We start from the raw sequence: 26,103 nt of genomic DNA on the forward strand, positions 1-26,103 counted from the left end.
CCAACCGCAGTTGTGGTTGGCGGTGGGCACCGGCGTGTTTCTGGGCGTGCAACTCCTCTCGGCGCCCTTGCTGGGGCGGCTCAGCGATGGCTACGGCCGCCGGCCCGTCTTCATTCTGTCGGCCCTGGGCACGCTGCTCGCCAATGGGCTGCTACTCCCCGTGCGGGCCAGCGTCTACTTTGCCAACCGCGTCTCTGACGGCGTAACCAACGGCTTGTACGCCGCGATATGTCGCCCCCCGAACGGCTCTTCCGCAACTTGGGCCTGGAGGGCGCCATTGTCTCGCTGGGCTTCGTACTGGGGCCGCTGGCGGCGGGGCTGCTGCTCACGGCCCTGCACGTACCGGCGGGTCAGCAAGCGACCTATGTGGTGCGCCTGGCCGTAGGGCTGGCCGCCTTCAATGTGCTGCTCAGCTGCCTGCTGCCCGAAACGCATCGCCAGCGCAATCCCGTGCGCGGGGCCGAGCTCCGCGCGGAGTTGGCCCGTAGCAGCAACCCCTTCACGTTGTGGGCGCGCCTGCGCGCCAAGGAAACCACTAGTCCTGGCATTCAGCGCTTGGTGCTCACCCAGGTGGCCTTCACGCTCAGCGCGGGCTACTATTTCTACTTCGTCCCGTTTCTGAGCCAGGGCCCCTTGCAGCTGGACGCCCGGGGCATTTCGTACCTGTTCATCTTCTTCGGCGCGTTGAGCATTGTGTTCAACTACGGGTTCTTCACCTACCTGGCCGACCGCCTCCCCCAGCGCCGCGCTATCGTGTGGCTGGCGGTGCTGGGTGCCCCCGTGCTGCTGGGCTATGGACTGGTTGGCACTTCGAAGCTGGCCTTTTACGGGCTGGTTACGCTCGACTGCGCGACCCTCTCGCTTATTCCCGGCTTGCTGGAGGGCCGCTTGGCCCGGCGCACCACCGAGGCTGACCGGGGCGAGCTGTTCGGCCTCAACCAAGCCTTTCAGGCGGTGGCCAGCGTGGCTACTACCGGGGTATTCGCCGGCTTATCGGTACTCGATTTGCGCCTGCCCTGGCTCTGGTTTGCGCTGTGTTTGACGGTGGTCGTCGGGCTGGCGGCCTGGCGCGAACCAGCCCAGCGGCTCACTACCGCTTCACCCAGGCTGAGCGGTCTAGCCAAGAGGAACGAGCCTAACGAGTAGGTAGGCCCGCGCCGCTTGGCTAGGCTTTTTTCTGGGCACGGGGCGTCGCGTCGGCTAGGCAGGCGGCCAGCAGTAGGCCCCACGCCCCTACGCTGGCCACCGTACGTACGGTGTGCCAACCCGTCCAGGTCCGGGCAAAATGCGTGCGCAATGTCGCCACCTGCGATGCCTGGGCATGGGCAATTGGGAAAGCCGCTAACTCCTCATTGAGCGGCACATTGGCCCCCAGCGTCACGCCGAGATTGCCCACCAGGTAAAGTAGCGCTGCCAGCCGAAGCGGTTGGGCTACTGACCGGGCCGCCCGGCGGTGCAGCCAGGTCGCCCAGAGTAGTAGCAGGGGTGCCCCAAAAAATGGCAGGCCAAATAATGGGTTCTGAATCACCTCGTTGATAGCTTGCATGGTCTCGAGGTAGACCGCATCAGGCAGCCGGGCTAACGCCGGATTGATAGCCACCGAAAAGCCGTAGAATACCCCCGTGATTAAGCCAGTGGGCAGCATCGCCAGCAGTAAGACCCACGATTTATTAGGCATCTTGGCGCCGCTAATAGGACAGACTAACTGCCGCTCGCACGTAGGTCGGCTCGTGGAGCTGGCGAAGCATGAAATGGGCTACGTCGGCCCGCGCGATTTTCATGCGCAGGCCTTTGGCCGTGGCCGCAAAGCCGTGCTGATACGCCCCGGTCTGCGGGCCATTGGTCAGCTCCCCCGGCCGGGCAATCGTCCAGGCCACCGCGCTCTGCCGGATGTGTTGCTCCTGCGTTTCCGAATCGGCGAAGGCCTGGCGCAGCAGCAGCGGAACCAGGAGATACTTGTAGTGGAAGGGTAAGGCCGCTTTGCTATCGCCAGTGCCGAGGGTGGTCAGGCAGATGAGGCGCGCAATACCGCATTCCTGCATGGCCTGCAGGATATGGCAGGTGCCGGTGGAGCGCAGGGTGTCCTTCTGAGAACTGGGCGTGCCCAGGGCGCACAAGACAGCTTCCTGCCCGGGCATGGCCGCCAGTACGTCGGCGTAGACGAGCACATCGCCTTGCACCACGCGCAGGCAGGGGTGTGTGATACTCAGCTTGGCCGGCGTGCGAACGAAGGCGGTGACGAGGTGGCCCTGCGCCAGGGCTTGCGTGACTAGGTGCTGGCCGGTGCCGCCAGTGGCACCAAAAACGAGGAGATGGAGAGGTTTGCTCATGCGATGTTGTTGCCGATAGTGAGCCACAAAGCACGCTGCGCCAGCCGGGGAGAAATAGAACGAATCCGCCAACTTACTCGCGCTAGAGCAGGGCCGGAAAGCCGCCGAGTTCCGGCCGCGCCTGAAGGCGGTATTGGCGGGGCGACACGCCCGCAAATTCCTGGAAGGCGCGGATGTGGTGCGACTGGTCGGCGTACGCGTGGGCGTAGGCCACCTCCGAGAGGCGCGCGTAATCTGCTGCCCGCAGCTGGTGTAGCGAGGCCTGAAAGCGGCAGATGCGGGCAAACAGCTGGGGCGTGATGCCCACCGCGTGCTTGAAGCGCCGCTGGAAGCTGCGTTCGGAAAGGCAACAGTCCGCCCGCACCTGCGCGAGTGACACCTGGTGCGGGGCCGCTCGGATTTGCTCCGCGGCATAGACCATGCCGGGGTCCGCGGGTTCGCGCGCTGAGCGGAGGGCGGCGAGCAGCAGCGCGGCGAGTCGGGGCACTTGCTGCGTAGGGGTGGGCGTATCCTGCAGCAACTGGGCCAAAGCCGGGCCAGTTGCGGGCAGCAACGCCAGGTCTACACAGGTATCGGTCAGCTCCGGGGCCGGGAGTTGAAACAGGGTGGGCACCGCGCTGGGGTGCAGACACGCGCCGACCAGCCGGAAAGGGCCCTGGGGCTGCATGTCGCCGGGCTGCGTGGTTTGGCCATGGAGCAGCAGCGTGGGCCAGCGCTTACCGGTGGGGTCCAGGATGGGAGCGCTGGTCGGTGGCTGGAAAATCAGGCCCGGGCAGCCATCTGCAATCGTGCGAAACGGCCGGGTTGGGGAACCGAGACCCGCGCTTTCCAACGTCCAGAAATAGTGCACGTAGGGCCGCAGGGGGGAGCAGGGAGCAAAGCGCTGAAAGTGCATGGCTGGAAAACCGTAACAACGGCCGACAAGGAGGAGGCCAGGCTACTGGCGACCGGGATGACAGCCAAAAAGGATACCCGAAAGAAGTACGCCTAGGCTAGCAGCAGGTAGGCCACCTCCGACGGGTTACCGCTAAGGTAGCCTGGTAAACTGACAAAATCCACCTACCCCTTCCCCTAGCTAAGTGGACGAACAGGGGCCTTTTAGTAGCTCAGGGAGTAGTCATTGAGCGTCTCCCCCGGCCCCAGCGATTGTGGTCAGCCGGCCAGCGGCTATTCTGTGGGACGCGGCCCTACTACCTTCAAAAGCGCGGCCGATGAAAACGTAACAGGGAAAAATGCTACGCAACTGGTTTAGCTGGCGGCTCACCCGTAATTTTGTGGCCGTGTGCCGGGCACACTTTTTAGGTATTCTCTCCCTTTTTGCTTCTTAATCCGCCCCCTTTTATAATGTTTACTACCACTAGCAATTCCGCCGAGACGCAACACCTCGACGAACGCCGTGACAATCGCATTGTCGCCTGGGCAATGGGCGCCACCGTCGTTATCTCCCTGCTTGTTTTGTACGCCCACTAAGCCCAGAAACTGCGTCGACCGCTTCTCCTCGGACAATTTGTTAAGACCTGGGAGAAGCGGCAACCAGGCTGCTTAGGGGCTGTGTGAGAGTCAGAGCGCACTCGCAAGCAGTCGATACAAGGAGAGAGTTTGGTGACACAGCATTTGCAAAGGTAAGACGAAGAAAAGTCATCGGGTAACTGCTCTCCAAAAAAGGACGTTTCTTGGAGGCCTAACTAGGGGGCTCAGACGGGCTAGAAACGCCGATTTTTTACGGTGTTTTTTGACACCCTTTCTTGGAGGACCAATTAGTGTATCCCCGAGCACTTGCCAGGCAGGCGGATACGCGACTGGTCAGGTTGCCTACAAGACGGAGCACGGGCAGCCAGGATAGTTCTGCGCCATGGTCAAGCAGCGTTACCCTACCGTCAGGGCTGCGGAAAGGTCTCGTAAGGGCAGGCTGGGGTTCGATATTTATTAGCGCTATAGCTTAGGAAAACAGGGCTGGGTGGTCTGCTTGGCTAGGGGGAGAGGTATTGGGGGAGGCGCAAGCAGTACCGGCTTCTACTCGGGAACGCTGCCCCGGAAAGCGTTGTAACCACTCGTACGCATCGGCCAGGTTGTCGAAGATGTTGACAATAGGGGCGAGCGAGTAAGAGAGGGCTTGCTCCATGGCCAGGCGGTCGGCATAGCAGGGGGAGTATACCCAGGCGAAATAGGTGACCCCCTGCGTCGCGAGTTGGGCCAAGCCTTGCTGCCCAACAAAGGGGGAAGCGACCAACCAATTGCCCGAGAGCTGGCTATGATCACTCAGGATTTTGGGGCAGGGCTGCGCGCGCAGACAGGCGCTAATGGCCTGGGTGCAGGCTAGGACAGATACGTCATCGTGGTAGCCGAGCCATTGGTTATAGAGCCAGTCGTTGACGGGGTCGTACCAGATGCACAACCTAGGGGTATCGAGCAAGCAGCGCAGCGCGTTCATTTACCTACCGGTGAGAGGTCTGCGTGTAAATGTAATAGACTTACTTTAATATTAAGTAATACTATTACCCCGTGTCACGGCACGCCCGAGCTCCCGCTCGTAAACAGCAGGGACGAAGCAGCAGCCAAGGAAAGCGTATGTTTTTGAGGATGCGAGTCGCCATCTATGCCCGCGTGTCGACCAAGGATAAAGGGCAGGACACCGAGAACCAACTGCACCAGCTCCGCGCGTTTGCCGAGCGGCATGGCAGTATCTACAAAGTGTTCACCGACCAGGAGTCCGGAGGCAAAGCGGACCGCACCGAATTCAAGCAGCTGCTGCTCGCGGCCTACCAGCAGAAGTTTGACTTGGTGGTGTTCTGGCGCCTGGACCGCTTCAGCCGGGAAGGTGCGCTGGCCACGCTGCGCTACTTGAAGGAGCTCCGAGACCATGGGGTGAATTACAAGTCCTTCACCGAGCCCTACCTCGACTCGCTCGGCCGTTCGGCGACGTCATCGTCTTGATGCTAGCCACCATCGCCGCCCAGGACTTGATCAAGATTTCCGAAAATACGAAGGCCGCGTTGGCCAAGAAGAAGGCGGCTGGGGTGCAGCTAGGGGCGCTAGCGAAAAGCGCCGATATCATCGCGCAACTGCGGCGCCTCAAGGCTAGTGGCGCCTCCAATCAAGCTATTGCCCGCGCGCTACACCTGTCGCCTAGTACGGTCGCGAAGTACTTGCTGGCGGGGAGCAACTAGGGCAAAATCGCCGATAGGAATGGATTTCGACCAAAATCAGCCCTTCGTAGACGGGGGGCGCAAGTAGGCGTTAGCCGGCTGCCGCCGGCTGCTTCTGACTGGTAAGCTGGGTATAAGCAAGCGGGGCGGTGAGGAGTACAAATAAGCCAAATAAAGACTGCTCAAACAGGGATAGGGGGACCATATGGGCCCTAGGCGCCCCAAAATACCCCGCTAAGTAGACGCGCGTGTTTACACTGATATCAGACACCATAATAGCAACAGCTAGCCAGAGGCCGAGCTTTGGGCGCCACCAGAGTAGCAGCACGGTGAGCAGGTCCAGCACCGTGAGCGCATCCCAATAGAGCCCAATGGCGAAGGGGACGGGCATAGCTAAAAACCCGTTGGTTAGTATCCCTCTGGCATGGGTGTAAGTGCCGGCTAGAAAGCCGAGGGCGTATACCCAGCGGACAATCTGTAGGCGCCATGGGGAGCTAGGCGGCCCAGTAGTCAGGCGCATAGGCGAGTCAGGAATAGTGTGGGGGCTTGCTCGCCTACTAAAGGAGAATTCCCTAGAAAGGTAACAAGCACTCCCTAGACCGGGTGGATAGAGGCAAAAACGCTAGTAGTGGCGTTCGTTTCCGCACGGCTCTTTCGAGGGCTTTAAGGAGCGGGGAAACGATTGTCTTTTGCTACTACGCCGCAGCTGAGCCATAGCAGCAACCTGCAAGCTACTTGACTTCCGCGTCAGCGAGTTTGTTCGAGTTGTTTAGCAACTCCCAAATAGGGTGCTTGCACGAGCAGACCTGTAGGCTTGTCACCTTTTAAGAGGTTCGTTCATAAAAGGTGACAAGACAGAAAACAGGTATTTAGAGACACAGGAATAATCATTCACCCCTTCTAAGTATCTCTCGGCAGCTGCCTTACTTTGTGCCAGCGGCTCTTATTTCGGGTGCTCTATCTATCTGCTATGCGTAGTCGACTCCTTTTCTACTGGATAAGTAGCCTATTGGTAAGCGGTTGTACGCGTAGTGGTTCACCGCCAGCGCTTAGCTTCTCTGGTGGCCTGGTTGTCGCTCAGATAGTCACCGACAGTTTACAACTCGTTGACCCAACTCGCCAGCGCCGCATCCCACTGGTGCGGTATTTCCCCCAACCCGGTAGGGGCTCTGCGCACAAGCTGAAAGTAGCGCTGCTTAATCATGCCTATCACGGCAAGAATACTGATTACAAGTTTCTGGCGGACAATTTAGTAGCTCATGGCTATTATGTCATTAGTATTCAGCATGAGCTGCCTGGGGACGAGCCAATTGCCATGACCGAGAATCTCTATCAGGCGCGCTATCCGAACTGGGAGCGTGGCGTTCAAACTATTCGCTTTGTCCTACAGGAGTTAGCGCAGCGCCAACCCCAGTTAGATTGGCAGCACGTGCTACTCATGGGGCATTCCAATGGCGGCGATATGGTCATGCTGTTGGCGCAGGAACACCCGGAACTGCGGCAGGTGCAGCAACTTATTTCGTTTGACAACCGCCGCGTTCCGTTCCCTCGGCGGCCTTACCCGCGGGTGCTCTCGCTGCGGTCTATTGACCAGTTCGCCGATGCCGGTGTGTTACCGACCCCTGCCGAACAGACCCAGTTCGGCATCGAACTTGTCCAACTGCCGACGACCATTCATAACGATATGTGGGATGGGGCTACCGAAGCCCAGAAACAGCAAATGAATGCGGCTGTGTCCCACTTTATAGAGAAGAAGTAATGGGTCCTCAATCAATAACGATGAAGAGGATTACCCACTGCTATCTGGGGGCGCACGAGAGTAGGAACAGAAAACCCCGCTAAGACACCTCAAAAGGCGTAAGTGGCTATAAATAAGAAGTTTTATACTAGCAAGCGGACTCGTGCGCCTTACTGTTTAGCTGTTTACCCATGCCCACTCATTGCCAGTACTGCTGGCAGAAAGGCACTTACCCCTTCTCTCCTAGTGAATTTTAGTGCGAAAAGCGGCTTAGCGGGGTTTTCTGTTCTTACTCTCGTGCGACCCCTACTCCTGCGGCCGCTTTTGCTTTTTAGTAACTGCCCGTACGGCTAAGAAGAAGCACAGGCCAGCCATTGCTGCCCCAGCCAGGAGAATTGTGGAACTGGAGGAGTGGGTGGGGGGAGTGGAGACCTTCTGAGCCAGGGTAGGGGCGGCAGCCAGGAGTAGGATGCTGAGTACAAGTGCTTTCATGCCGGCTAATATAGTGAACGGGTAAGCTGCTGGAGGCTCCGGCCTCGGGCCTTGGCGGCGCGGCTGGGCGCACGTACCGAGGTGCCGGCCTTCTTGTAGCAGCGAGGGATTAAAATTACTGTAAGCAGTTTCAGACGAAGGCCAGAAAGGCGCACCTTTCTGGCCAAAGATGATAGGTTCAAAAGTGGTGTGCTAGACAATTGTAGCTGAATCCTTTGCTGGTATCTTGTCAAGCATTCACTTTAGCCTGGGCCTTGCTTATCCTTCTATTTCTGGCCGACTGTTATTCAACTCTCTATAATGATGTATCCTACCTTTCTCCACCCTGTGCGAACCGGCGTGTTCGTTCTCGGTCTGAATTTCATCATGCAGCACATTTGCGCTCAAACCCACTTGAGTGTTGGCCCTACACTAGGGGTGAATATTTCATCGGCCAATTACCGGGATGCAAATTCGATTTATGCCTATAATAATAGCTATGTATCACGTTTTGAAGGAGGTATCGTAGCCAGCATCCGCCATCGCCATGTTGCGCTACAACCTGCCCTATTATATTCTCAAAAGGGGTTTGTACTCAGTGGTAACTATCGTGCCATTAGTAATACTGGTCAAGTAGGGGTGGGCAGCGTCTTCAATGTCTATTCGCTGAACTACCTGACGTTGCCCGTGAACCTAGTGTACGCCCAAAAGGCGAACGGGCAGGGATTTCAGCTTTTTGGCGGAGGATACGTGGGGCGGCTGTTGGGCGGACGAGTGTTGTATGACAATTACCAAGGAGTGGAAGGGGGAAATCGTAACCATTCAGAAGGTGAGATTCCAGTGCGGGCTGGAAATGAGTTTCAAAATGACGGAGCGCATTACGTTCAACGCTATGATGCTGGTCTGCAAGCAGGTATAGGATTCCAACTCAAAGGCTTGCAGGTACAGGTCGCTTATAGTCAGGGGTTGACAAATCTGCAAGCGCACCAACCTCTATACATTCCCACAGAGGAGCCTAATTATCACAATAAGACAGTTCACGCTTCAATAGCCTATTTGTTTACTGGCCGACAGTCACGGAAGTGAGCAAATCAATCTTTTTAGTTTGACCAAGAGCGGTCAAGGGAAGGTAGCAGAAGGGACTGTTTCTCGAATCACTTAACTACCCACTCTGAAAGCCCCGAAAACCGTGTTTTTCGAGGCGTTTTCGTGGAGGGTTTTTCGAACGTTCCAAGGATGAGGCTTGGCTAGTCAGGCTCAGCAGCGTTTTACGTACTAGGAAGGTCGTTCACAACATGTGAAAAGGCTATTATTTCAGCGCAAGGCCGCTTGAATCGCTTGCTCTAGCTGCGAGGCATCTGCTGCGCCATCGAACGTAACCATTCCTTTCTTATCGATGACCACATATCTGGGAAAAAAACTCACTTGGTACAATTTCTTTACCTTATTGTTGTCCAGCAAGTTGATATAGTTTACCCGCTGCCGGTCTAGGATACCTTGCGCCCGAGTGGCATTGTTCGATGCATCCACTAAAATGCCTAGTACCGTCACGCCCTGTTTTTTATAGCGGGACTGTAAGGCCTGCACTTTAGGCATGGCCGCGATGCATGGACTGCACCACGTCGCCCAAAAATCTAGCACGACCACTTGTCCGAGGTAGGTCGCTAGGTCCACGGACTGGCGCGTGATACTAGGTAGCCGAAAAGGTGGGGCTGCGCGCCCTACCAAGGTAGGCGGTGCTACTGGGGCGGGGGGTACGGCATAGGTATAGGTGCTCAGAAAGGGGGGCTGGGCCAGCAGGGCTTGGTCAGCGGCTTGATTCAGGCGTACGTTGGAAAGAAGCTTGAGCGTCGTCCATTTGGTGCCGCCCCGGTGCATGACCGTCTTGACCGCACGGGGCAATCCCGTTGCCGAGTCTAGTGTGAGGCAGATGGTATGGTGCAGAATATCGTAGTTGGTTTGATTGGGGTAATAGAGCGTCAACTGGGGGCCCTGTGGACTGAGCTGATACTCGACGCGTTGGTAGGTCGAATCAATGGTGAGTAGCTCCTCGACCACCATTTGGCCTTCGGGGCTACCCAGCACCCCGAGCGCGAAGGGCGCACGCGTCGAATCAAAGGTGAGTGCCTGGTCGTCCAGCGCGTACCCGGTGTGCCCATTATGGAAGTAGGAGCGCGCCGCATTGCGTTGCGAGACGAAAAAGCGGGCACCCAGCAAGTTGCTTGCCGGGTCGGGCTGTAGAACGCCGGAGCCCAGGTGATTCCAGACATCCTCCGTGCCAAAGGAATCAATCCGTTGGATGGTATAGCCAATCAGCTTTATGCGCCGTAGGGTTGCGCGATAGTCATGGAGTGCTTGTTGCCCGGTTTGCCCGCGCACCGCACCTGCCCCCCACACCAATATCACCAGGAACAGAGCAACTACTTTCATCGCTCTAAGATATAGGTTTGGTAGTATAGTAATACTTGCCTTAAGTAACTAGTTGAACAAAAACGACTAGCTACTGGGGTTCTCGTTACAACGGAGCGAGAAATTACTATAAGCTTCAAAATACTGTTTATCACTACACTTTGCTAGTGCCTCCTAAAATGTACGTTTAAACACTACCAAGGCAGTTTTTGAGAAAGTCAGGTTCTGGCAAGGCTGTCATGTGGCTTTTGCTTATCTCATATATCAACAGCTCATTCCAGCCTGAGTAACTGACTTGATGAGACGAATCAGCTCATTTTTGTTAGTCGGGTGGACTAAGCGTTGTTTTCCGTTCCTACTATCGTGCGACCCCGTACGGTGCGGAGCGAATGGCTCAAAAAGTCCACACGGCATGCCTTGGTGAGCTAGACACGGGGTTGCGCCTCCGCTAAAAGGGTGGGTCAGTAAGGCGCAGTGGCTGTTGCAGAAGTAAGTGGGTGGCCAGCGGTATCTTAGGGTTATGCAGGGCCACAAGCAGTTCACCGACCGAATCGTGCTGCGCTTTCGCTTGTCGGAGCGCGTGCCGAAGCAGAATCTCTACCTCCGCCTAGCTGAGTTGCTGGACTGGGGCTTTCTCTACCAGCAGACCCAGGACCTCTACAGCCACACGGGCCAGCCCTCGCTCGACCCCGTCGTCGTCTTCAAGCTCATGCTGGTCAGCCGACTGGAAAATCTGGTTAGCGACCGACGCCTGGTCGAGCACTGCAGTTTGCCGCTCGATAGCCTTTATTTTTTGGGCTACGAAGTCGACGAGGACTTACCTTGGCACTCCACGATTAGCCGCACCCGCCAGCTCTACCCAGCGGCCGTGTTTGAGTACCTCTTTGACCAAGTGCCTCGCCGCGGGCCTGGTGGTCGACCAGACGCAGGCGATTGATTCCGCCCCCGTCAAGGCCAATGCTTCGCTCGAGAGTCTGCGCCCAAGCAGCTGGCGCCCGCGCTGCGGGTCGTGGACGAGAGCCCGACGCTGGCCCCGCTACCTACGGCACCCGCCACGCCGGCGCACGAATTGCGGCGCGTAGCCACGTGCCAAGCCAAGCAGCACCGCGCGGCCGGCGGCTTAGGCGCTCACCATACTAAGGCCCAGCTCTTGAGTAATAAGACCCACACCAGTAGCAGTAACCCTGAGGCATGCATTTAGGTCAAACCTGGTAAGGCGCGGGCCCTCAACTACCTCTGCAGTCTGGCCGTGGACACGGCCAGCGGCCTGATTAGTCATGTGCAGGCCGACCTAGCCGGTAGCCGCGACAGCGTTCACTTGCCCCGGCTCGTCGCGCAGCTGCAGGCACGTCTGACGCAGCAGCAGCAGCTGCCGGAGGTGCTGGCCAATACGGGCTACTCCAACGGCTTCAACTACGCCTTTCTCGAACAACGGGGCATCACGCCCTGGATTACGGTCTTCGGCAAGTACGAACCAGTAGTCGAAGGCTCTAGCTATGAGCCAGACGTGCATGCGTATCGCTGCCCGGCGGGCAAACTGCTACCCTTTCGTAACTACGGCACGAGCTTAGATGGCACCTGGCTCAAGAACTACCTGGCCGAGACCGCGACTGCCAGGCCTGCCCGCTCAAGCCCACCAGCGTGCCCTCGGCCACCCAGAAAAAGCTCGTGCGCTCGCCTTTTGATGCCGCCTACTTGCGGGCTTGGCACCGCCAGCAGAGTCGGGCGGGACAGCGCAGAAGACGCCTGCGCCAGGGCACGGTGGAACCCGTGTTTGGCAATCTGTTTCACCATTACGGCCTGCGCCGGGGCAGTACCAAAGGGCACGCAGCCGCGCATAAAGCGATGGTGCTTAGTGCGGTTGCCTACAATCTCAAGAATCTCTTGAAGTATCAGCCCAACCGGGTGCGCAGCGTGGCCCTGGCTTGCCAAGCAGACCACCATCAACTGCTGCAGAGGGCCTTTTTGGGGTTTTTAGCCGCTGGTTAGCTCCGTAAAACCTCCCCAGGCAGGTACACTCGAAGTAACGGAGAGTTCTGCAACAGACACACCCGTTATGTGAAGTAGTTTTGGGCATGCCGAACATTCCTATTCAAGACAAAGCCGAAGAGTTTACTCTAGATGCTCTTCCTCCACATTGCCAGACCTGGCTCACGTTCTATGACAGCCTGAGTCCAGACCTTCAGCAGGAGGCAGATATAAACTGGTCAGAATACTTTACGGCGGATGACTACCAAGCCCAGTTTGGGAGGTGGCCCCATGCGCTAAATGAGCAGCGGGTTATTTTGGTAGCTGGGATGGTCAACCGCGATTTTATGCTGGCGCGCATCGCGGAAGAATTATTTAAAGTGCGCCTTTCGGAAAGTAAGGTAGTGCAACTGCAGCAGTGGCTCCAAAATTCGATAAGCCAAGCGTCAAGCGCTGATGCCTCTTGGGCCTACAGTAAAACTAGTGAAGAGTTGCGACCCTTGTTTGAAGTTGCTTTTGCTACTGCAGATAAGAGTAAGTAGGTAATGAGGCAGCCCGCCGCTAGCAACCGACCTCTCCTCCCGTTCTGAGTATGCGCTGCTCGAATCGGCTATCGTGTCGAAGTCGAGCAGCAGCGGCAGGTCGCGGCGCAGCAGGATTTCGTCGGCGCGCACGTCGGCTAGTATCAACTGGTCAAAATCGGGGATGTCGCCGCCCGGTACGTGGTTGCGCCGCCAGTTGCAGTGCGTAGGCAAGATGGCCACGCTCTGCGCCGTTAGCCAGGGGGCGTAGGGCACCAGCCCGGCGGCCAGCAGCTCGCGCAGCGGGCTGTACTGCGGCACGCCCCAGCTACTGTCGCGGGTGCGGCGCAGCAGCCACTCGCCCAGCCACGCCGGCCGAAACTGCCGGATAATGGCCAGAAACGGCGGTACCTCGCCCTGCGCCGGCCAACCCTCGGGCAACGCCATTTCGTGCCCGGTCCACGGATTCAAGCGCCGCGCTTCCTTGGCCGAATACGTGGCCAGCCCGGCCAGAAACAGCAGGTGCGCTCGTTGCGGGGTCAACTGGCTGCGCGTCTGGTCAGGTTGGCCGGTAGTCTCGGAACTGTCTTGCAGCTCTTTCTCCAGGCTCAGCGTGCGCTGCCGCATGGGTACTAGGTCGCTTTTACCCAGGGCTAGTAGGAAGGGCAGCATTTCTCCCGGAGTGCGATGGCGCACGAGGTGCTCAAACGTTTCGAGGGTATTGGACATGCTGGGAAAGGGTAACCGAGGATGAGAAAATAAGGCAGACCTAGGGAAAGGAGGCGGCGCGGGGCAGCGCGATGGTAGCGCGGACTTTGAGTTCGCAAGTGGGCATGCTAGGTACCCGCAAACTAAAAGTCTGCGCTACTGCGCACCTACCCAAACCGCAGTTGCGCGGCCAAAATATGCTTGCACACCCCGCGCTGGCCCTGGTTAGTGCTGAACCACTGGCAGGTGCAGCGCGGCGGCTCAGTGCCGCCGCGCTGCACCGTGTGCCAGGCTTCGGTGCCGCACACGCGGGCCTCGGTGCGCCCGCCCGGGCCCACGGCCACCAGCTGCACGTCGTCGGCGTTTTTGAGGCGCGGATTGAGTTGCAAAATACGCAAGGTTTTGAAGGGCAAGCGGCGGTAGAAGTACTGGTTATCGCGCAGGTTGAAGCCCTGCAACCCCATCGCGGCCAGGCTGGCGCACAGCCGCGCCACGGTAGCCAGCTCCAGGTCGTGGGTCAGGCCGAAGAGCGTGGGGTTGAACGCCTCGTTGCTGTGGAACAAATTGTTAGCCCCAGTCAGCCATTCGGTCAGCAGGTCTTCAGCCAGCGCATCGAGTTGGTTGCCCTCTCCCGAAAAGCCCCGCTTGACCTCGGCTGACAGGGCCAGCAAAAACTCTTGGCCGCCGCCCAGTTCCAACACCACGACCGAGGCCTGCCCGTCGGGCGTGGCGTACACGCGCACGGCCTAGCTCAGGGGTAGTAGGCCATCGAGCAGGCGCAGGCGGTGCGCCCCAACAATGCGCACCGCGCCCGGCCCGGCCACTGGCACCAGCGCCGGCCGGCCTCCGCACACCACCAGGTAAGTGGCACCCCGGGCCGCCCCAGCTGAGTGGCCTGCAAGCGACTGAGCATGAGCTTTTACCTCCATCTGGGCCAAGTAGGCATGCGCGCCGGCCAGGCCCTTGAGCCAGCGCTCGGGCAAGGTCACTTTGCGCTCGGTCACGTGGCCAGCGGCGCGCTCCAGGGGCACTTCCTGCTGGCCCACGCTCAGGCGCACCGGCTCGTGGCAACTGATGCGGCTCAGCGCGTTCACCATCGGCTCGTTGAAATCCACGTTGGTGGTGCCGCTCTGGATTATCTCGCCGTCCAGCGCGGCCGGCCCTAGGTCGAGGCGGGCGTACACGCCGTTGCACGACGAAAAGGCCTCGAAGCGCAGCCGCTCGGCCCCGGCCGTCACGATGGGGTCGCGCAGGGCGGCGCTCTGCGGCACGAAGCGCGAGGCTACCACTTTGGCTAACTTGGTTAGTCAGCGGGCCGTTAGCTAGGCATCGCGCAGTTGGCCCCGAAAAAAGCTGGTGGCCCCACTGGCCGGCGTATTTTCGGCGTAGGTGGCGAGCAGTAGGGTATCGCCCTCAGCTGAGGGCGTTAGGGCCGAGGGCTGGGTGTAGGCATACACGAGGTCGAACATAAGCAGGGAGTTGAGGTGAAGAAAGGCTGAGATGAACAGTCAAGTTTATCTACTGTAAAGTGGGGCAAGGTTAGCTAATTTGCTAATATATTTGGCAAATAGTTTTAGCATTATGTAAATTTGTCACGCCGCAAATTACCCGTAGTTCACAGATAGTTCACGGAAACTGTTCGCCTTGCTCCAACCCTGGGCGCGGCTGACCGTTCACCTAGCACTTAACCTCATCCTTCCCCGCAGCCCCATGGAACGCCTGACGTTATACACCCACGCCACCGACCTCGATTATTTCAGCGCGCAGCTGGCCGAGCCCTACGGGCCGGTAGCCCAAACCGGCCCGCTGGAATGGCTGGCCGGCCCGCCCGCCTCCCCCACGCTGCGCGTGCACGGCCGCAAGCGCACCCAGCCCGATTATCAGCTGCGCGCTGTCACCGACGACTTTACCCAGAACCTGGCTGGCATGTACGGCTTCGTGCAAAAACTGCCGATGGCCAGCCCCGACCAGCAAAGCCGGCTGCTCACCAAAATCACGACCCTCAATACGGAGCTGACTATTAGCGCCGAGCCCGCATTTCCGGCCGGTTTTGGCGCCTGGCTGGCGCCGGTGCTGGCGCACTACGAGGCGCTGGTATTTTCGGAGCCCAACTCGCTGTACCCCGCCGCCGGGCAGGCGTTTTACGACCCCGCGGGCCGGCTGCTCACCGACACCCTGGGCGCGGGCGACGCGGCCGCTCAGCTGCCCGTCAGCATCGAGAGCCGCTACTACGATGAGCCGGACCCGCTGCCCGACCAGCTCGCCCGCAAAGCCCGCTCGGAAGCTGCGTTGCAGGTGCGGGGCATTCCTTTCGCAGCCAGCCTGCCGCCGGTAGCCAGCGATACTACCGTGCCGCTTCGCCCCCAGGACGCCGTGGTAGACCGGGCGCTGGCCCTGGCCTACGTGGCGCTGAAAGGGGAGGGGCTGGAAGCCGACTCGCTGGAAGGTTTCGACGAGGCCTATGGCGCGCTGGACCACCTGAGCCCCGCCGAGCGGGCCTTCGCCGACAACCCCGCGCCCGACCAGCAGGCGCTCGTGAATGCCACCTGGCGCTACGAAGCGCTGCACGCGCTGCTGTGGGCGCTGGGCTTCGTGCCCGAGCTGGATTACCCCGACCACCCCTGCGACCCCGGCGCCGATATGGGGCTGCTGGCCCCACTCAGCGAGGCGGCGTTTCGGCAGCAGGCCCGACTGCGGCCGGCCGCCGAAATCCTCGACGCGGCCGACCTCACCTACCGCTACGCCTGGGCCTGCGTAGATGCCCGCCTGCACCAGCGGCCTACCCCCGCGGGCCTCGAAAGCGGCGCGGTGCACGAGCGCCTCTACGCTCTCAACTGGCTGACTACCCGCTTTGAGGAAGACTGGGACGACGTGAGCACCGATACCTGAGTTAGCCCAGGCTGGTTGGCTTATTTGAGCCCTAGGGTCGGACTGAGCAGGCCTTGCCGAGCAAATCGGCTGCTGGCTCTGGTGCAAACGCAAGTTGGCCGCCAGGGCAAAAGAGTAAAAAGACGCTTTTATAAAGACTTTTTTATCATCCGTATGCGCAAGCAACTGCTACTGCTGAGCATGCTGGGCGCCGCCTTGTCGGCCCAGGCCCAGGGCTTCGACTTCAACAAGGAATTTCCCTACCGCCCCCTCACGGCCTGGACGCCGGGCATGCGCTTCGTGATGCCCGACCTGTCGGGGAGCTTCGATTGCCCGCTCATGGTTTTCAAAGGTCCCGCGTTCATGGGCACCGACCTCTACGATAATTCGCCCAACGACAAGGCGCTGGTGGGCACTACGTTCACCTTCGCCCGCCTCGATGGGTTCCGCGACCGCGGCCACAACAACAATGGCAACGGCAGCAACACCGACCAGGTGGCCGTCGTGTTTAAGGCGCCCGGCGGTAAGCAGTACGCGCACATCATCAATACGCCGCTGGCCGAGCTGAAGCGCGCGCCCGACCGCAACGGCGCCCCCTGCCTGGTGAATCTGGAGGAAGTGGAAAGGGCGCGGCGGCTCCTGGTGGGCCAGACGCTGTACGTGCTGCAAGCGTACATCAGCCGCGCCTCGACCCGCGACAACGTGCAGTATTTGCCTAAGTTCGTGCCGGTCAAAATCATTAAAGTAGCGCCGGGCATTGGCCGGGCGCCGGTGCGCCTCACCTTCGAGTACGTGGGCCTGCAGCCCCAGCAGGTGCAGGAGCAGAACTACATCTTTAGCGGCACCAACGGCGTCCGGGTCGCCGGCAGTGCGGACTTGCCCGCCGATGCTTTTCTGAAGAATTTCAGCTTCAGCGACCCGCGCACCAGCGCCGCCGGCACCTCGGCCACCAAGTGGAAGGCCATCCAGCAAGGCGCGCTGGTGAAGGGGATGAGTATGAAGGAGGTAGAGCAAGTGATGGGCAAGCCTAAGCGGCAGGCCGAAAGCATGGAAGAAGAACGCACCACCGTGTGGTACTACAGCCGCTTCCAGGGCAAAGAATGGACGCTGCTCTTCAAGAATGGCATCCTTGACCGCTACGCTACCTACCAAGAGTAGTGGGCTTGCACGTTTGATTTACGTCAGTTTCCAGCTTGCCAGAAGTCCTAGGTAGCCCGGCCAGCCCAGTATGGGTAATGACCCAGCTACTACGCCCATGAGCTTTCACTTTGCTGCCTTTTAACGTTGACCTTAAATCACTTACTAGCAGCTAATCGCTACTTGCCTAGCAAGGAGATGCCCCGCTTCGGCTCGCCCTGCACGCTTGGCCACCCCAGGTGGCACGGGCAGTGGCTCAAGCAACTGCTACCAAACTTGTTGATTTGACTTCTGACAAGCAGTAGCTTTCGCCCAGTACCTTCCACGAGCAGCGCCCAGCAGGACCGGCAGTATGGCCAAATCAATAAAAGCGATTGAGTGCCCGAAGTGCGGCAGCACCCAAAAAACGGCGATTCGGCCGGACACCTTCCGCTGCGAGAGCTGCGGCACGGAGTACTACCTCGACAACGACGATATCAACGTCAACTATACGGTGCGGCAGCCCGCGCCCGCCGCGCCTACCCCCGAGCTGACGGGCACGCGGCGGGCGGTAGTGGTAGGGGCCGTGGCCGTAGGGGCCTTGCTACTGGCAGGGGGCGTTCGCAGCCTGTTTAGCCCCAGCCCTGTGGTCTACTATCCGGTGGCAGTTCCGAGCGGCACGGTGGTGGCTGGTCGCCCCGATAAGCCTAGCGAACAGCCCAGTACGTATACTTGGAGCACTACCGAAACGATGCTGTACCCAGGCGCGGGCGGCCGGCCCGAGCGGGTCATCATCGGCGACCGGAATTACAGTGGCGCGAGCGCTTTCCGAGACAGCCTCTTTGCCAGCTTTTACGATGCCAGCACGGGCGCCGAGCTCCGAAGCCAGCCGCTGCCCCGGCTGCCGGCGGGCCGCTCGTCGGCCACCTTCAAGCTGCGGCGGTTTGCCGACGGCGCCCTGTACGTGGTGTTCAACAAGGCCATCGTGTACCAGCTCGACCCCACCACGCACCGCGCGGAAGACGTGAGCCAAACCCTGTTCCAGCACCAGCCAGAGCTGGCCAGCGGCGTAGCCAGCGTGGAGTTTATCAGCGAAAACCTAGGCGACGGCTTCCGCGTGTTCACCAACGACGGGCGCACCCTGAGCTACTTCCCGCTCATTCATAAGGTATACAACCAGGACAACTTGTACGCGGCGCAAACGGGCTTTAAGAGCCTGCGACCGGGCAGCCCTACCAAAACGGCGTTTACTTTCAGCACCAAGGGGATGGCCTACCCTGAGGAAAAGCTGCAACTTATTAAATACCAATATCGCGACAACCTCGGTGGGCCCAAGGACGCGCCCGAGTTTGAGTGGGAAGACGACTACGGCGGGTCGGGTATTTTTACCAGTGCTGACCCGCACCGCAAGGTGCTTACCACCCCCGGCGCCATGCGCGAGTCGCGGGTGCTGTCGTACACCGATTTCACGCCCGGCCGGCTTTACTTCAACCCCGGCGTGCGGTATTACGATGCGGACCAGGTGCTGATTACCTTCCGGCCCACGGCCGCCGAAAACAGCCCCCTGACGGTGCAGTGCCTCGATGCCCGCACGGCCGCCATCCGCTTCACGCTGCCGCTGCCCGATGCCAGTGGCAGCCTCGACCAGGCGCTGCTTACCAAAACCGGCTTCGTGCTGGGCGGCGACCACGACACCTACGTCATCAGCCCGGACGGGAAACTGCTCAAACACTTTGACCCCGAAAAACCCTAGCTATGGCCTTTAGCTTTTTTCGCAACCAGCTGTCCATCATCATCGAGTGGGCCAACCAGCAGCCGGGCGTGTTGCTCTACCGCTTCCCCACGGCCAGCGACGAAATCAAGGATGCCAGCAAGCTCATCGTGGGCCCCGGCCAGGGGGCGCTGCTCGTGTACGAGGGCCGCGTGGTGGAGGTGCTACCCACCGAAGGCATCTACAACCTAGCTACGGACAACCACCCGTTTATCACCACGCTCACCAAGCTGCGCACGGGCTTCGAGAGCGAGCACCGGCTGCGCGTGTACTTCTACCGCAGCGCCGAAAATGTGAACCAGCCCTGGGGCACCGCCTCGCCCGTGAAGTACCTCGACCCGGTGTACCAGTTTCCGGTGGAGCTGGGGGCCAACGGCAACTTCTCGTTTCGGCTGGTCGATGCCCGGCAGTTCGTGACAGAGGTAGCGGGCCTAAAAGACCTCTACACCACGCAGGAGGCCAAGACGCTGCTGCAAAGCCGCCTGGGGCAAGCCCTGGCCACGCAGCTGGCGGGGGCGCAGTTTTCGTACCAGCAGCTCGATGCGCAGCTGGGCACCCTCTCGGCGGCGCTGCGCGCGCAGCTGGCGGCCGACTTTGCGCAACTGGGCTTCGAACTGACCGATTTTCGCATCAACGGGACGGTGTTTGACCAGGGCACCCAGCAGCGCATCGGTAAGATATCGAACATGTCGGCCGCCGCGCAGGCGGCCGCCGCCGGGGGCCTCAACTACGCCGAGCACGAAAAGCTGAAGGCCCTGCGCGATGCCGCCCGCACCGAGGGCGGCCTGGCCGGCGCAGGCTTGCAGCTGGGCGCGGGCGCCGAACTAGGCAAGGTTTTCGCCAGCCAAACGGGCGGCCCGGCGGACAGCTCGCCCGCCGCGGACCCCGACCCGGTGCAGCAGCTCCAGAAGCTCAAGCTGCTGCTCAACGAGGGCATTCTCACGCAGGAAGAGTTCGATGCCAAAAAGCAAATTTGGCTCGATAAACTGTAAAGAAACTTTAGCTATAGCTAGTTATGAAACAGCTAATTGGTGCCTTAATTCTACTGCTGGGATTGGTGCTAGCGGGGCTGCTGGTCCTGCGCATTTGGGGCGTAACGGTACTCGGCCAGTTTACGCTGCTGCGCAGTGGCGCCACGCTACTCGTGCTGGCGTTGGCCCTGGTAGCGCTGGTAGTTGTCTGGTTTGGCTTCTTTAAAGACCCTAGGGCGGGCTACGATATGCGAACCGGCCGCCGGGCCCAGCCCAAGGCCGGTGCCGAGCGGGAAGAGTTTTCGGATTTAAACTAACCTAGGCAGTACTTAATCGCGGTGGCTGGCCCCGTGCACAAAGCTTTTGCAGCTCATTTTTAGCCCTTTTACTTATTCTTTTCCAACCCACCTAGCTACCCCGAAAATGGCAACTGAATTTTCGCTTCTGGAGCGTACTATCCTTAAGGCCAAGGGCCTGACTGACGAGCAGCTAACCGCCCTAGGGGCCATGGGCGTGCAAGGACGCGGTGATTTTGAGCAGATTGGTACCGTGATAACACTGTTAGAGCTGCTGCCTGACCTCGACCCTGACGTAGCAACGCGGGTGCTGGAATGGGCCCTGCCCGCGGTGCCCGCCGTAGCGGCGGGCCCGGCCGCACCCGCCGCGCCGCTGCCCACCATCGTGGTCGATTCGTCGGACGTGATATTCTGTGCCAACTGCCACCACAAGCAGCCCAAGGACTACACACCCGGCGACCTGTGCGGGAACTGCGGCCGCCAGGCCGAGCCCATCGAGCAGTGCTTTTGGTGCGGCGCCAGCGGCCCCGGCAAGTTCTGCCGCAACTGTGGGGCCCACTTCGTGCGCACCGCCGAGCTGCCGCTGGCCCTGCTGCTGCGCCGCGATGGCCTGGCCAAAGACGAGATTCCGCGCCGCCTGAACGAGGCGACGGCCGAAGAAAAAGAGCAGCTTTGGGGCCGCGTGCGCCGGGCCCGAATCTAACTTAAACCAGAACCTAGGAGCCGTTTCCGATGCGAGCTACGTGTGAAACCTGCGGCCAAGTGCAGCCGCCCGACTGGCAGCCCGGCGACCTCTGCGGCAACTGCGGCCACGTGGTACGGCGCGAAAAGCGCTGCCACTGGTGCGCGAAACTGACGCCCGAGGGCAAGTTCTGCCGGCACTGTGGGGCCGGCCAGGTACCCGACGAGCAGTACGGCGCCGCCCGCTGGCTCAAGCACCTAGGCATCGACCAATTTGTGCTGCCCGACCGGCTCACGGCTATGGACCTTGAGCAAGTTGAGCACTTTACGCGGCTCTACCAACGGCACGCCATGGCCGTGGAGCGACACGTGCAGGACCTGGCGTATGCCGAAAGCTTTGGCCGGCAGCACGGCTGGGCCAGCGCCTGGCAGGAGGCTATGCTGCCGCTGTTGCCATTGAATGATGAGGACTTGCAGGCCCTCGCCATGCCGCCCCGGCGGGGCACCGATGACCTAGAAAAGCTGCAGGAAATTCGGGAGCAGTCACCGCTCACAATCAGCCGGCTGCTCAGTGCACTGGCGCGCATCCGCATTTGGCAAGCCGGTTTCTTCGACTACGTCGGGGCCGGCATGGGGGCCGACGTAAAATTTGTCTTGCCCTACCTCAAAGACCCCGACCCGGCCGTGCGCCTCGAAGTGGCCTTGGTGATGAGCCACTGGCGTTTTGGCGTCACTGGGGCGGCATTTGGCAAGGACCAAATTGAGGACATTCTGAAGCAGACTACCACCGGGCCCGTGGCCCTAGAAGCAGCTACCAACCTGGCGGTGATGGCGGCTTCCTGGCAGGGCAAACCCCGGCCCGTATTCGCCGAAGCGCTGGCTTCGGAAGACCCGGATATCGCCTTTGCGGCTGCCCTGGCCAGCTACACAACTGAGCCGCTGCTGGCCGCGCTGCGGGTGCCCCGCTGCCAATTTGCCGCCGCGTACGTGCTCACTAAAGCCGGCGTGGACATCGACGCGGAGTTGGCCGCGCTGTTCCCCACTTTTAAGGAGCTCGAAGTAGATTATATCCTGCGAGCAATGGCTCATCAAGGCCGCCCCCGGCCGGCCCTGCGGGCCTATTTCACGGCTGAATTGGCCGCCGCGCAGGCCCGGCGCCACCACAACCAGGATATGCTGCGCAACCTGCTGGCGCTCGACCTGCAGCCCGGCGACGCCGTGCGCCTGCTGCGCGCCCATCCTGACCGGAGTTTTGGTGCCAAGCTTCTGCAAAACCCGGCCCTCACGCCCCCAGAGCTACTGGCGCTCTACCGCGAGTACGTGGCCCTCAACCTTTTTAACACTTACAATTTGCCCGGCGGCGTGTTCCCGCCGCTGCCCCCAGAATTTGTGGCCGAAAACTGGCGCACCGCCCCGGCCGACTCACTGCAAGGGCTGCGAGGGCTGGCGCAGCAGCAGCTGGCCACCAGTCCGCCCGCCGAAGCGCAGGCGTTGCACGCCTTCCTGCGCGGCGTGCTCTGGGACGAAAACGCCCTATTGGCTGCGCGCCGGCAGGCTAACCAGGTGCTACTTAGTTGGTACGATGGCTACCACCAGTCGCCTTCGCTGCCGCTGGGCTTTACTGAGGAGGCCGCGCGCTTCTATTTCGGCTCTTTCGCGGCTTACATCGAATACTTCGTGTACGGCGTCAAGCATTTGCACGTGCTCCTTGCTCTGGAAACGGAAAGCAAATTCTTGCGCCCGCTGGATACGATAGCCGAGGCGCCGCCGGCCGAGGCCGCCGCGTTTTTGCAGGCGCTAGCGGCGCTGCCGCTGCCGCTGGTCGGGCAGTTCCGGACGGCCCTTGTAGACCTGGCCCGGCACTACACCGGCTGGGGCCTGGTAAACCGCTGGGCTGTGCAGGTGCTAGCCCAGCTGCAAGCCCACGCTCCCTGGCGCGAGGCCACTCGGGCCGACCTAGCCGGCCTGGTCAGCCTCACCGATGCGCCCGATGACCATGTGCCCTACCTAGCTAAGGAAGCGCTGGCTAGTAAGCCATGAGCTGGCTCATGCGACTACGGGCCTGGTGGCGCGGGTCGCCCGCCCCGCCACCCCGCGCTTTCACCGACCCGCTAGACTACGCCCTGCACTACTGCTTGCACCCACCGCCCGGCGGCCCGGCAGCTCTGCCGGGCACCTGCCAGGCCGCCTTCCCGACTTTGACCAAAACAGAAGCCGAAGTAGTGCAACAGCACCTGCTAGCATTGCAGGAGTTGGCTGCCGACCTGGGCAGCCGCGTAAATCGGCAGCTGCTGGCCGGCCCGGCCGCTTACGATTGCCTCTGGGCAGCCTACCCTCAACTCGACCGCGGTAATCTGGGCACGCTGTTATGGCAGGCATTTGTGGGTACTCGCTAGGGTAGGGCATTATATTTTCCTCCCTATTGGCAACCTCCCACTTTTCACCTCCTACCGCTCGTCACTTACTAGGCGAACTAAAGTCTGGAAGGGGCACATGTGCTAAACAGACAACCGGGATGACCCTGATTACTCTACCAACCAACAGCCCAGTTCTATTCCAGCGCCGACGACAGGCTACACTGGCTGTCGAAGCGCAGCAGCTCGGGGCTCATTTTGAAGCCCTGGCCGCCGAAGCTCTTGCTATACAGCTCGATATCGGCGGCGGGGCGGTAGCCGTTGGTGTTGCTGCTTTCGGGGCTGGAGCTGTCGCTAACCTCCAGCACTGCGCCGCGCTTGACGTGTAGGGCAGCGCACAGTTTGTCGGCCGTTTTCACGGCATCAGCCAAGGCCAATACGTCGGCCTCGCGGCGCAGGCTGTCGGCCTGGCTGTGGCCGTAGCTCAAGTCCTTGATGCGGCTGATGGGCGTGGCTAGCAATTGCTCTAGGTAAGGGGATAGCTGGCGTAAGTCATTGATACGCACCGTAACCGACTGCGTGGAGTTGAACCCAGTAAAGACTTCTTTGCCCTTTACATAGCTAAATTCCTTGTTGGATGACGTGCTGCTGACGCGCACATCATCGCGGCCCGGCGCGTAGCGCTTCGATACGGCCAGCACTTGGTCTACTACGCGCTGTACCTCGGCCACGGCGTCTTTGAGCCTAGGGCGGGTAAAGGCGGCGTCCACCGTCAGCTCAGCGTAGTTGGGATATACCGTAACGTGGCCATAGCCCACGCTGCGCACTTGGCGGGGCGTGGTAGCGGTGGGGGCGGGCTGGCAGGCCCCAAGGCCCAGCAGCGAAACAGCAAAGGCGGCGGAAATGGAACGAAGCATAGGCAAGAAAATAAGTGGAGAGGCAAGGCGAATTAACAGCTGGCATAAGTAGCTCCTGCGCCTAGCCTTATTGGCTCACTGCTTGATGCTTTGGCAGCGGCAAATGCACACGTCATTTTAATGCTCGCTTACTGCTAGCAGATAAAAATCTTGTATTCAACACATAAAATAAGCTGGTAATCAGTATTTTGCAGACCCGTAGCATTGACGTTGCTCACCCACTGCTATCGTTACACTTTCTGGTATAAATATGCTATTGGTGTCACTTGCATTACCCGTGTCTCATTTGAGTTCTTTGGTGCGCTAGTCTTATAAAAAAACCGGCTGAGGCTGGCGTGCTAGCGCGGTTGCAGCACCTTAACTTTCAGCACGTCGGATGTTAATTCCAGTACCTCTAGGCGGCAGTCTTGCTGCGATGAATCCTCGAACGTAAGGTGCAGGGCCCGGGCACTTACCCAGCGCCAGCAACCGGGTAGGGGCAGGGTGCCGTCGGTGGGGGCGATGGCGAGCTTAGTGAGCTGGCCGCCGGGCGCGAACGTGTAGCCCTCGCGGCCCCGAGCCGGTGGAAAGGCGTAGGAAGCCGGGCGGTATACCTGCATCTCGCCCTGGTCTTCTTCTTGGCTGTGGCGCCAGGTCTGCGTCAGGTTTTTGGCCTGCGGATGCTGCAAGGCCTGCGCGGGTAGTTGGCTAGGAGCGTGGCAGCCGCTGGCTAGTAGCCCGACGGCCGCGCTCGCCAAGATGGAAAGAAAACGCATGAAAAAGAGTAATTTTGGGGCCAGAACACGGCCGTAAAAGTACGGGCCAGACTCAGGGCCAAGTCGCTTTCAGCATGGCAAACCAACTATGGACTATTCAATGCCCTAAATGCGGCAAGGTGCAGCAGGTCGAGCCCCGGCCCGGTGACTACCGCTGCCCTTATTGCGGCACCAAGGACTTCTTAGGCAGCGACGACCCCACCCTGCTTGTACAACCGGAGCCGCCAGTGGAACCGCCCCGGCCGGTACCAGCCAGCCCGGTTCGCTGGGTGCTTATTCTATTGGGGCTGCTACTGGGTGGCGTAGGAGCGTATCTGCTGGGGGCGCCGGTAGCGCGCTGACACGAGATAGGCCCCGCAGCCCGACCCTATCCGTATGAGTAGCGCAAACGGGAAAAATAATTTCGGATAAAGGGTAGAAAGATTACTCACTTAGCCGTTCGTCGCGGTGCTGCTGCCAAAGCTGCGCCGCGTGCTGGCGGAAGGTAGTGGGCGCGGCCGCCCAGGCGGCATCGAGGTTGTAGGTGCCGCCATCGTGCTGGCCGCCGCCGAGGGCGATGCGGCTGGTGCCCCGCACGGCATACTTGCGCGGGCCTTCGTACATGATGACTTTCTGGGTGCTCGGGCTCACGTCGCCCCGGCAGGTGGTGCGGTACACCAGCCAGACTTCGGCCGTGCCGTCCTGGTCGAGGTCGGTGACGCTGAGCGCTTTCGGGAGAAACCCGGCTTCTAGGTCGAGCGGGCAGTCGTCCACAAAGTCGTGTACTTGCCAGCTCGGGGACGGTCCGGTAGCCGGGTATTGGTAGGCGTAGAGGTCGGCGCGCTGGCCATCGCTGTTTTGGGCGGCGGGGTCGGGTCTGGGGCCAATTTCGGTAGCCAGCACGGTGTAGGTGCCGGTGTGGTCGGTGTAGCGTAGGGCCTGCACCACGCGGCCGCTACGCCGCAGAGCGGCGGGCACGGCCGCCGGGGCCAGCGGGCTCACCCGCAACTGTGCCTGGGCGCTGAAACTGAGTAGAAGGGTAGCGAAAGCAAGTAAATTATTCATATACAAGTTGATGAGCTAGCGCGCGGGACTGGGCTACGG

General features: G+C 60.4%; 28 protein-coding genes. 14 read left to right on the forward strand and 14 right to left on the reverse strand.

Annotation, left to right across the window (positions count from 1 at the left end; translation table 11 throughout):
- The first annotated feature begins 228 nt into the window (after positions 1-228).
- Positions 229-1,146 carry an MFS transporter gene (locus tag ACFSDX_RS20615; RefSeq protein WP_382316996.1) on the forward strand — a complete coding sequence of 306 codons (918 nt, stop codon included), beginning with the start codon at positions 229-231 and terminating at the stop codon, positions 1,144-1,146.
- Between the two features lie 19 nt (positions 1,147-1,165).
- Here the strand turns inward: ACFSDX_RS20615 and ACFSDX_RS20620 are convergent, their stop codons facing one another.
- The 4 genes from ACFSDX_RS20620 to ACFSDX_RS20635 all read right to left on the reverse strand — a co-directional run bounded on the left by ACFSDX_RS20620 (position 1,166) and on the right by ACFSDX_RS20635 (position 4,761).
- Entirely contained in the window at positions 1,166-1,678 is a 513-nt protein-coding gene (locus ACFSDX_RS20620; RefSeq protein WP_382316999.1) for an anthrone oxygenase family protein, read from the reverse strand.
- Positions 1,679-1,688: 10 nt separating this feature from the next.
- Positions 1,689-2,330, reverse strand: a complete 642-nt coding sequence (locus ACFSDX_RS20625) for an NAD(P)-dependent oxidoreductase (RefSeq protein ID WP_382317002.1) — start codon at positions 2,328-2,330, stop codon at positions 1,689-1,691.
- A gap of 82 nt (positions 2,331-2,412) precedes the next feature.
- Positions 2,413-3,225 (reverse strand): DUF6597 domain-containing transcriptional factor, encoded by an 813-nt coding sequence (locus tag ACFSDX_RS20630; RefSeq protein WP_382317005.1) that lies wholly within the window; start codon positions 3,223-3,225, stop codon positions 2,413-2,415.
- A 1,044-nt stretch (positions 3,226-4,269) separates the two neighbouring features.
- Positions 4,270-4,761, reverse strand: a complete 492-nt coding sequence (locus ACFSDX_RS20635) for a hypothetical protein (protein WP_382317007.1) — start codon at positions 4,759-4,761, stop codon at positions 4,270-4,272.
- A gap of 149 nt (positions 4,762-4,910) precedes the next feature.
- Between ACFSDX_RS20635 and ACFSDX_RS20640 the strand changes: the two genes are divergently transcribed.
- The gene (locus ACFSDX_RS20640; protein WP_382318210.1) at positions 4,911-5,264 is read left to right on the forward strand and encodes a recombinase family protein; all 354 of its coding nucleotides are present in this window, start codon (positions 4,911-4,913) and stop codon (positions 5,262-5,264) included.
- 303 nt (positions 5,265-5,567) lie between these two features.
- Here ACFSDX_RS20640 and ACFSDX_RS20645 read toward each other — a convergent pair whose 3' ends face one another.
- On the reverse strand, positions 5,568-5,867 hold the full coding sequence (locus ACFSDX_RS20645; RefSeq protein ID WP_382317009.1) for a hypothetical protein: 300 nt from the start codon (positions 5,865-5,867) through the stop codon (positions 5,568-5,570).
- 579 nt (positions 5,868-6,446) lie between these two features.
- Here ACFSDX_RS20645 and ACFSDX_RS20650 point away from each other — a divergent pair.
- The gene (locus ACFSDX_RS20650; protein ID WP_382317011.1) at positions 6,447-7,235 is read left to right on the forward strand and encodes a serine aminopeptidase domain-containing protein; all 789 of its coding nucleotides are present in this window, start codon (positions 6,447-6,449) and stop codon (positions 7,233-7,235) included.
- A 771-nt stretch (positions 7,236-8,006) separates the two neighbouring features.
- Entirely contained in the window at positions 8,007-8,771 is a 765-nt protein-coding gene (locus ACFSDX_RS20655; RefSeq protein WP_382317013.1) for an outer membrane beta-barrel protein, read from the forward strand.
- A gap of 228 nt (positions 8,772-8,999) precedes the next feature.
- Here ACFSDX_RS20655 and ACFSDX_RS20660 read toward each other — a convergent pair whose 3' ends face one another.
- Complete coding sequence (locus ACFSDX_RS20660) at positions 9,000-10,115, reverse strand: TlpA family protein disulfide reductase (RefSeq protein ID WP_382317015.1); 1,116 nt, start codon at positions 10,113-10,115, stop codon at positions 9,000-9,002.
- A 499-nt stretch (positions 10,116-10,614) separates the two neighbouring features.
- Here ACFSDX_RS20660 and ACFSDX_RS20665 point away from each other — a divergent pair, with 499 nt between their 5' ends.
- Positions 10,615-11,031: a transposase gene (locus tag ACFSDX_RS20665; RefSeq protein WP_382317017.1), complete on the forward strand. Its 417-nt coding sequence runs from the start codon at positions 10,615-10,617 to the stop codon at positions 11,029-11,031.
- 354 nt (positions 11,032-11,385) lie between these two features.
- Here the strand turns inward: ACFSDX_RS20665 and ACFSDX_RS20670 are convergent, their stop codons facing one another.
- Positions 11,386-11,607 carry a hypothetical protein gene (locus tag ACFSDX_RS20670; protein WP_382317019.1) on the reverse strand — a complete coding sequence of 74 codons (222 nt, stop codon included), beginning with the start codon at positions 11,605-11,607 and terminating at the stop codon, positions 11,386-11,388.
- Positions 11,608-11,735: 128 nt separating this feature from the next.
- On the opposite strand from ACFSDX_RS20670, the gene ACFSDX_RS20675 reads away from it, so the two are divergent.
- Complete coding sequence (locus ACFSDX_RS20675) at positions 11,736-12,083, forward strand: transposase (RefSeq protein WP_382317021.1); 348 nt, start codon at positions 11,736-11,738, stop codon at positions 12,081-12,083.
- Between the two features lie 425 nt (positions 12,084-12,508).
- Here ACFSDX_RS20675 and ACFSDX_RS20680 read toward each other — a convergent pair whose 3' ends face one another.
- The 4 genes from ACFSDX_RS20680 to ACFSDX_RS20695 form a co-directional block, all read right to left on the reverse strand.
- Positions 12,509-13,312 (reverse strand): DUF6493 family protein, encoded by an 804-nt coding sequence (locus ACFSDX_RS20680; protein WP_382317023.1) that lies wholly within the window; start codon positions 13,310-13,312, stop codon positions 12,509-12,511.
- Between the two features lie 146 nt (positions 13,313-13,458).
- A complete protein-coding gene (locus ACFSDX_RS20685; RefSeq protein WP_382317025.1) occupies positions 13,459-14,034 on the reverse strand; it encodes an SWIM zinc finger family protein in 576 nt (191 codons plus the stop codon).
- 3 nt (positions 14,035-14,037) lie between these two features.
- The gene (locus ACFSDX_RS20690; protein WP_382317027.1) at positions 14,038-14,580 is read right to left on the reverse strand and encodes a hypothetical protein; all 543 of its coding nucleotides are present in this window, start codon (positions 14,578-14,580) and stop codon (positions 14,038-14,040) included.
- A 33-nt stretch (positions 14,581-14,613) separates the two neighbouring features.
- Entirely contained in the window at positions 14,614-14,760 is a 147-nt protein-coding gene (locus tag ACFSDX_RS20695; RefSeq protein ID WP_382317029.1) for a hypothetical protein, read from the reverse strand.
- 241 nt (positions 14,761-15,001) lie between these two features.
- On the opposite strand from ACFSDX_RS20695, the gene ACFSDX_RS20700 reads away from it, so the two are divergent.
- From ACFSDX_RS20700 to ACFSDX_RS20735, 8 genes are all read left to right on the forward strand, one after another.
- Complete coding sequence (locus ACFSDX_RS20700; RefSeq protein ID WP_382317031.1) at positions 15,002-16,180, forward strand: DUF4272 domain-containing protein; 1,179 nt, start codon at positions 15,002-15,004, stop codon at positions 16,178-16,180.
- Between the two features lie 153 nt (positions 16,181-16,333).
- The gene (locus ACFSDX_RS20705; RefSeq protein WP_382317033.1) at positions 16,334-17,317 is read left to right on the forward strand and encodes a hypothetical protein; all 984 of its coding nucleotides are present in this window, start codon (positions 16,334-16,336) and stop codon (positions 17,315-17,317) included.
- 331 nt (positions 17,318-17,648) lie between these two features.
- Complete coding sequence (locus ACFSDX_RS20710) at positions 17,649-19,028, forward strand: hypothetical protein (protein ID WP_382317035.1); 1,380 nt, start codon at positions 17,649-17,651, stop codon at positions 19,026-19,028.
- A 2-nt stretch (positions 19,029-19,030) separates the two neighbouring features.
- Positions 19,031-20,038 carry an SPFH domain-containing protein gene (locus ACFSDX_RS20715; RefSeq protein WP_382317037.1) on the forward strand — a complete coding sequence of 336 codons (1,008 nt, stop codon included), beginning with the start codon at positions 19,031-19,033 and terminating at the stop codon, positions 20,036-20,038.
- A 23-nt stretch (positions 20,039-20,061) separates the two neighbouring features.
- Complete coding sequence (locus ACFSDX_RS20720; protein WP_382317039.1) at positions 20,062-20,334, forward strand: hypothetical protein; 273 nt, start codon at positions 20,062-20,064, stop codon at positions 20,332-20,334.
- A 106-nt stretch (positions 20,335-20,440) separates the two neighbouring features.
- The gene (locus ACFSDX_RS20725) at positions 20,441-21,016 is read left to right on the forward strand and encodes a hypothetical protein (RefSeq protein ID WP_382317041.1); all 576 of its coding nucleotides are present in this window, start codon (positions 20,441-20,443) and stop codon (positions 21,014-21,016) included.
- Between the two features lie 29 nt (positions 21,017-21,045).
- On the forward strand, positions 21,046-23,034 hold the full coding sequence (locus ACFSDX_RS20730; RefSeq protein ID WP_382317043.1) for a zinc ribbon domain-containing protein: 1,989 nt from the start codon (positions 21,046-21,048) through the stop codon (positions 23,032-23,034).
- On the forward strand, positions 23,031-23,390 hold the full coding sequence (locus ACFSDX_RS20735) for a hypothetical protein (protein ID WP_382317045.1): 360 nt from the start codon (positions 23,031-23,033) through the stop codon (positions 23,388-23,390). The genes ACFSDX_RS20730 and ACFSDX_RS20735 overlap by 4 nt, the downstream gene beginning before the upstream one ends.
- Before the next feature lie 155 nt (positions 23,391-23,545).
- On the opposite strand, the gene ACFSDX_RS20740 is transcribed toward ACFSDX_RS20735, so the two are convergent.
- The 3 genes from ACFSDX_RS20740 to ACFSDX_RS20750 all read right to left on the reverse strand — a co-directional run bounded on the left by ACFSDX_RS20740 (position 23,546) and on the right by ACFSDX_RS20750 (position 26,064).
- Positions 23,546-24,265, reverse strand: a complete 720-nt coding sequence (locus ACFSDX_RS20740) for an SIMPL domain-containing protein (RefSeq protein WP_382317047.1) — start codon at positions 24,263-24,265, stop codon at positions 23,546-23,548.
- A 338-nt stretch (positions 24,266-24,603) separates the two neighbouring features.
- Positions 24,604-25,020: a hypothetical protein gene (locus tag ACFSDX_RS20745; protein WP_382317049.1), complete on the reverse strand. Its 417-nt coding sequence runs from the start codon at positions 25,018-25,020 to the stop codon at positions 24,604-24,606.
- Positions 25,021-25,443: 423 nt separating this feature from the next.
- The gene (locus tag ACFSDX_RS20750; RefSeq protein WP_382317051.1) at positions 25,444-26,064 is read right to left on the reverse strand and encodes a M949_RS01915 family surface polysaccharide biosynthesis protein; all 621 of its coding nucleotides are present in this window, start codon (positions 26,062-26,064) and stop codon (positions 25,444-25,446) included.
- Positions 26,065-26,103: the final 39 nt, after the last annotated feature.

This window comes from Hymenobacter bucti (genome assembly GCF_042681145.1).
Taxonomy (GTDB): domain Bacteria; phylum Bacteroidota; class Bacteroidia; order Cytophagales; family Hymenobacteraceae; genus Hymenobacter; species Hymenobacter bucti.

Coding starts and splice junctions, on each gene's coding strand:
- ACFSDX_RS20695 (WP_382317029.1), bottom strand. CDS start 14,760: ATGTTCGACCTCGTGTATGCCTACACCCAGCCCTCGGCCCTAACGCCC.
- ACFSDX_RS20655 (WP_382317013.1), top strand. CDS start 8,007: ATGATGTATCCTACCTTTCTCCACCCTGTGCGAACCGGCGTGTTCGTT.
- ACFSDX_RS20725 (WP_382317041.1), top strand. CDS start 20,441: ATGGCAACTGAATTTTCGCTTCTGGAGCGTACTATCCTTAAGGCCAAG.
- ACFSDX_RS20680 (WP_382317023.1), bottom strand. CDS start 13,312: ATGTCCAATACCCTCGAAACGTTTGAGCACCTCGTGCGCCATCGCACT.
- ACFSDX_RS20670 (WP_382317019.1), bottom strand. CDS start 11,607: ATGCACGTCTGGCTCATAGCTAGAGCCTTCGACTACTGGTTCGTACTT.
- ACFSDX_RS20615 (WP_382316996.1), top strand. CDS start 229: ATGTCGCCCCCCGAACGGCTCTTCCGCAACTTGGGCCTGGAGGGCGCC.
- ACFSDX_RS20635 (WP_382317007.1), bottom strand. CDS start 4,761: ATGAACGCGCTGCGCTGCTTGCTCGATACCCCTAGGTTGTGCATCTGG.
- ACFSDX_RS20630 (WP_382317005.1), bottom strand. CDS start 3,225: ATGCACTTTCAGCGCTTTGCTCCCTGCTCCCCCCTGCGGCCCTACGTG.
- ACFSDX_RS20730 (WP_382317043.1), top strand. CDS start 21,046: ATGCGAGCTACGTGTGAAACCTGCGGCCAAGTGCAGCCGCCCGACTGG.
- ACFSDX_RS20745 (WP_382317049.1), bottom strand. CDS start 25,020: ATGCGTTTTCTTTCCATCTTGGCGAGCGCGGCCGTCGGGCTACTAGCC.
- ACFSDX_RS20650 (WP_382317011.1), top strand. CDS start 6,447: ATGCGTAGTCGACTCCTTTTCTACTGGATAAGTAGCCTATTGGTAAGC.
- ACFSDX_RS20620 (WP_382316999.1), bottom strand. CDS start 1,678: ATGCCTAATAAATCGTGGGTCTTACTGCTGGCGATGCTGCCCACTGGC.
- ACFSDX_RS20710 (WP_382317035.1), top strand. CDS start 17,649: ATGGCCAAATCAATAAAAGCGATTGAGTGCCCGAAGTGCGGCAGCACC.
- ACFSDX_RS20640 (WP_382318210.1), top strand. CDS start 4,911: ATGCGAGTCGCCATCTATGCCCGCGTGTCGACCAAGGATAAAGGGCAG.
- ACFSDX_RS20750 (WP_382317051.1), bottom strand. CDS start 26,064: ATGAATAATTTACTTGCTTTCGCTACCCTTCTACTCAGTTTCAGCGCC.
- ACFSDX_RS20665 (WP_382317017.1), top strand. CDS start 10,615: ATGCAGGGCCACAAGCAGTTCACCGACCGAATCGTGCTGCGCTTTCGC.
- ACFSDX_RS20740 (WP_382317047.1), bottom strand. CDS start 24,265: ATGCTTCGTTCCATTTCCGCCGCCTTTGCTGTTTCGCTGCTGGGCCTT.
- ACFSDX_RS20660 (WP_382317015.1), bottom strand. CDS start 10,115: ATGAAAGTAGTTGCTCTGTTCCTGGTGATATTGGTGTGGGGGGCAGGT.
- ACFSDX_RS20625 (WP_382317002.1), bottom strand. CDS start 2,330: ATGAGCAAACCTCTCCATCTCCTCGTTTTTGGTGCCACTGGCGGCACC.
- ACFSDX_RS20735 (WP_382317045.1), top strand. CDS start 23,031: ATGAGCTGGCTCATGCGACTACGGGCCTGGTGGCGCGGGTCGCCCGCC.
- ACFSDX_RS20645 (WP_382317009.1), bottom strand. CDS start 5,867: ATGCCCGTCCCCTTCGCCATTGGGCTCTATTGGGATGCGCTCACGGTG.
- ACFSDX_RS20715 (WP_382317037.1), top strand. CDS start 19,031: ATGGCCTTTAGCTTTTTTCGCAACCAGCTGTCCATCATCATCGAGTGG.
- ACFSDX_RS20700 (WP_382317031.1), top strand. CDS start 15,002: ATGGAACGCCTGACGTTATACACCCACGCCACCGACCTCGATTATTTC.
- ACFSDX_RS20720 (WP_382317039.1), top strand. CDS start 20,062: ATGAAACAGCTAATTGGTGCCTTAATTCTACTGCTGGGATTGGTGCTA.
- ACFSDX_RS20705 (WP_382317033.1), top strand. CDS start 16,334: ATGCGCAAGCAACTGCTACTGCTGAGCATGCTGGGCGCCGCCTTGTCG.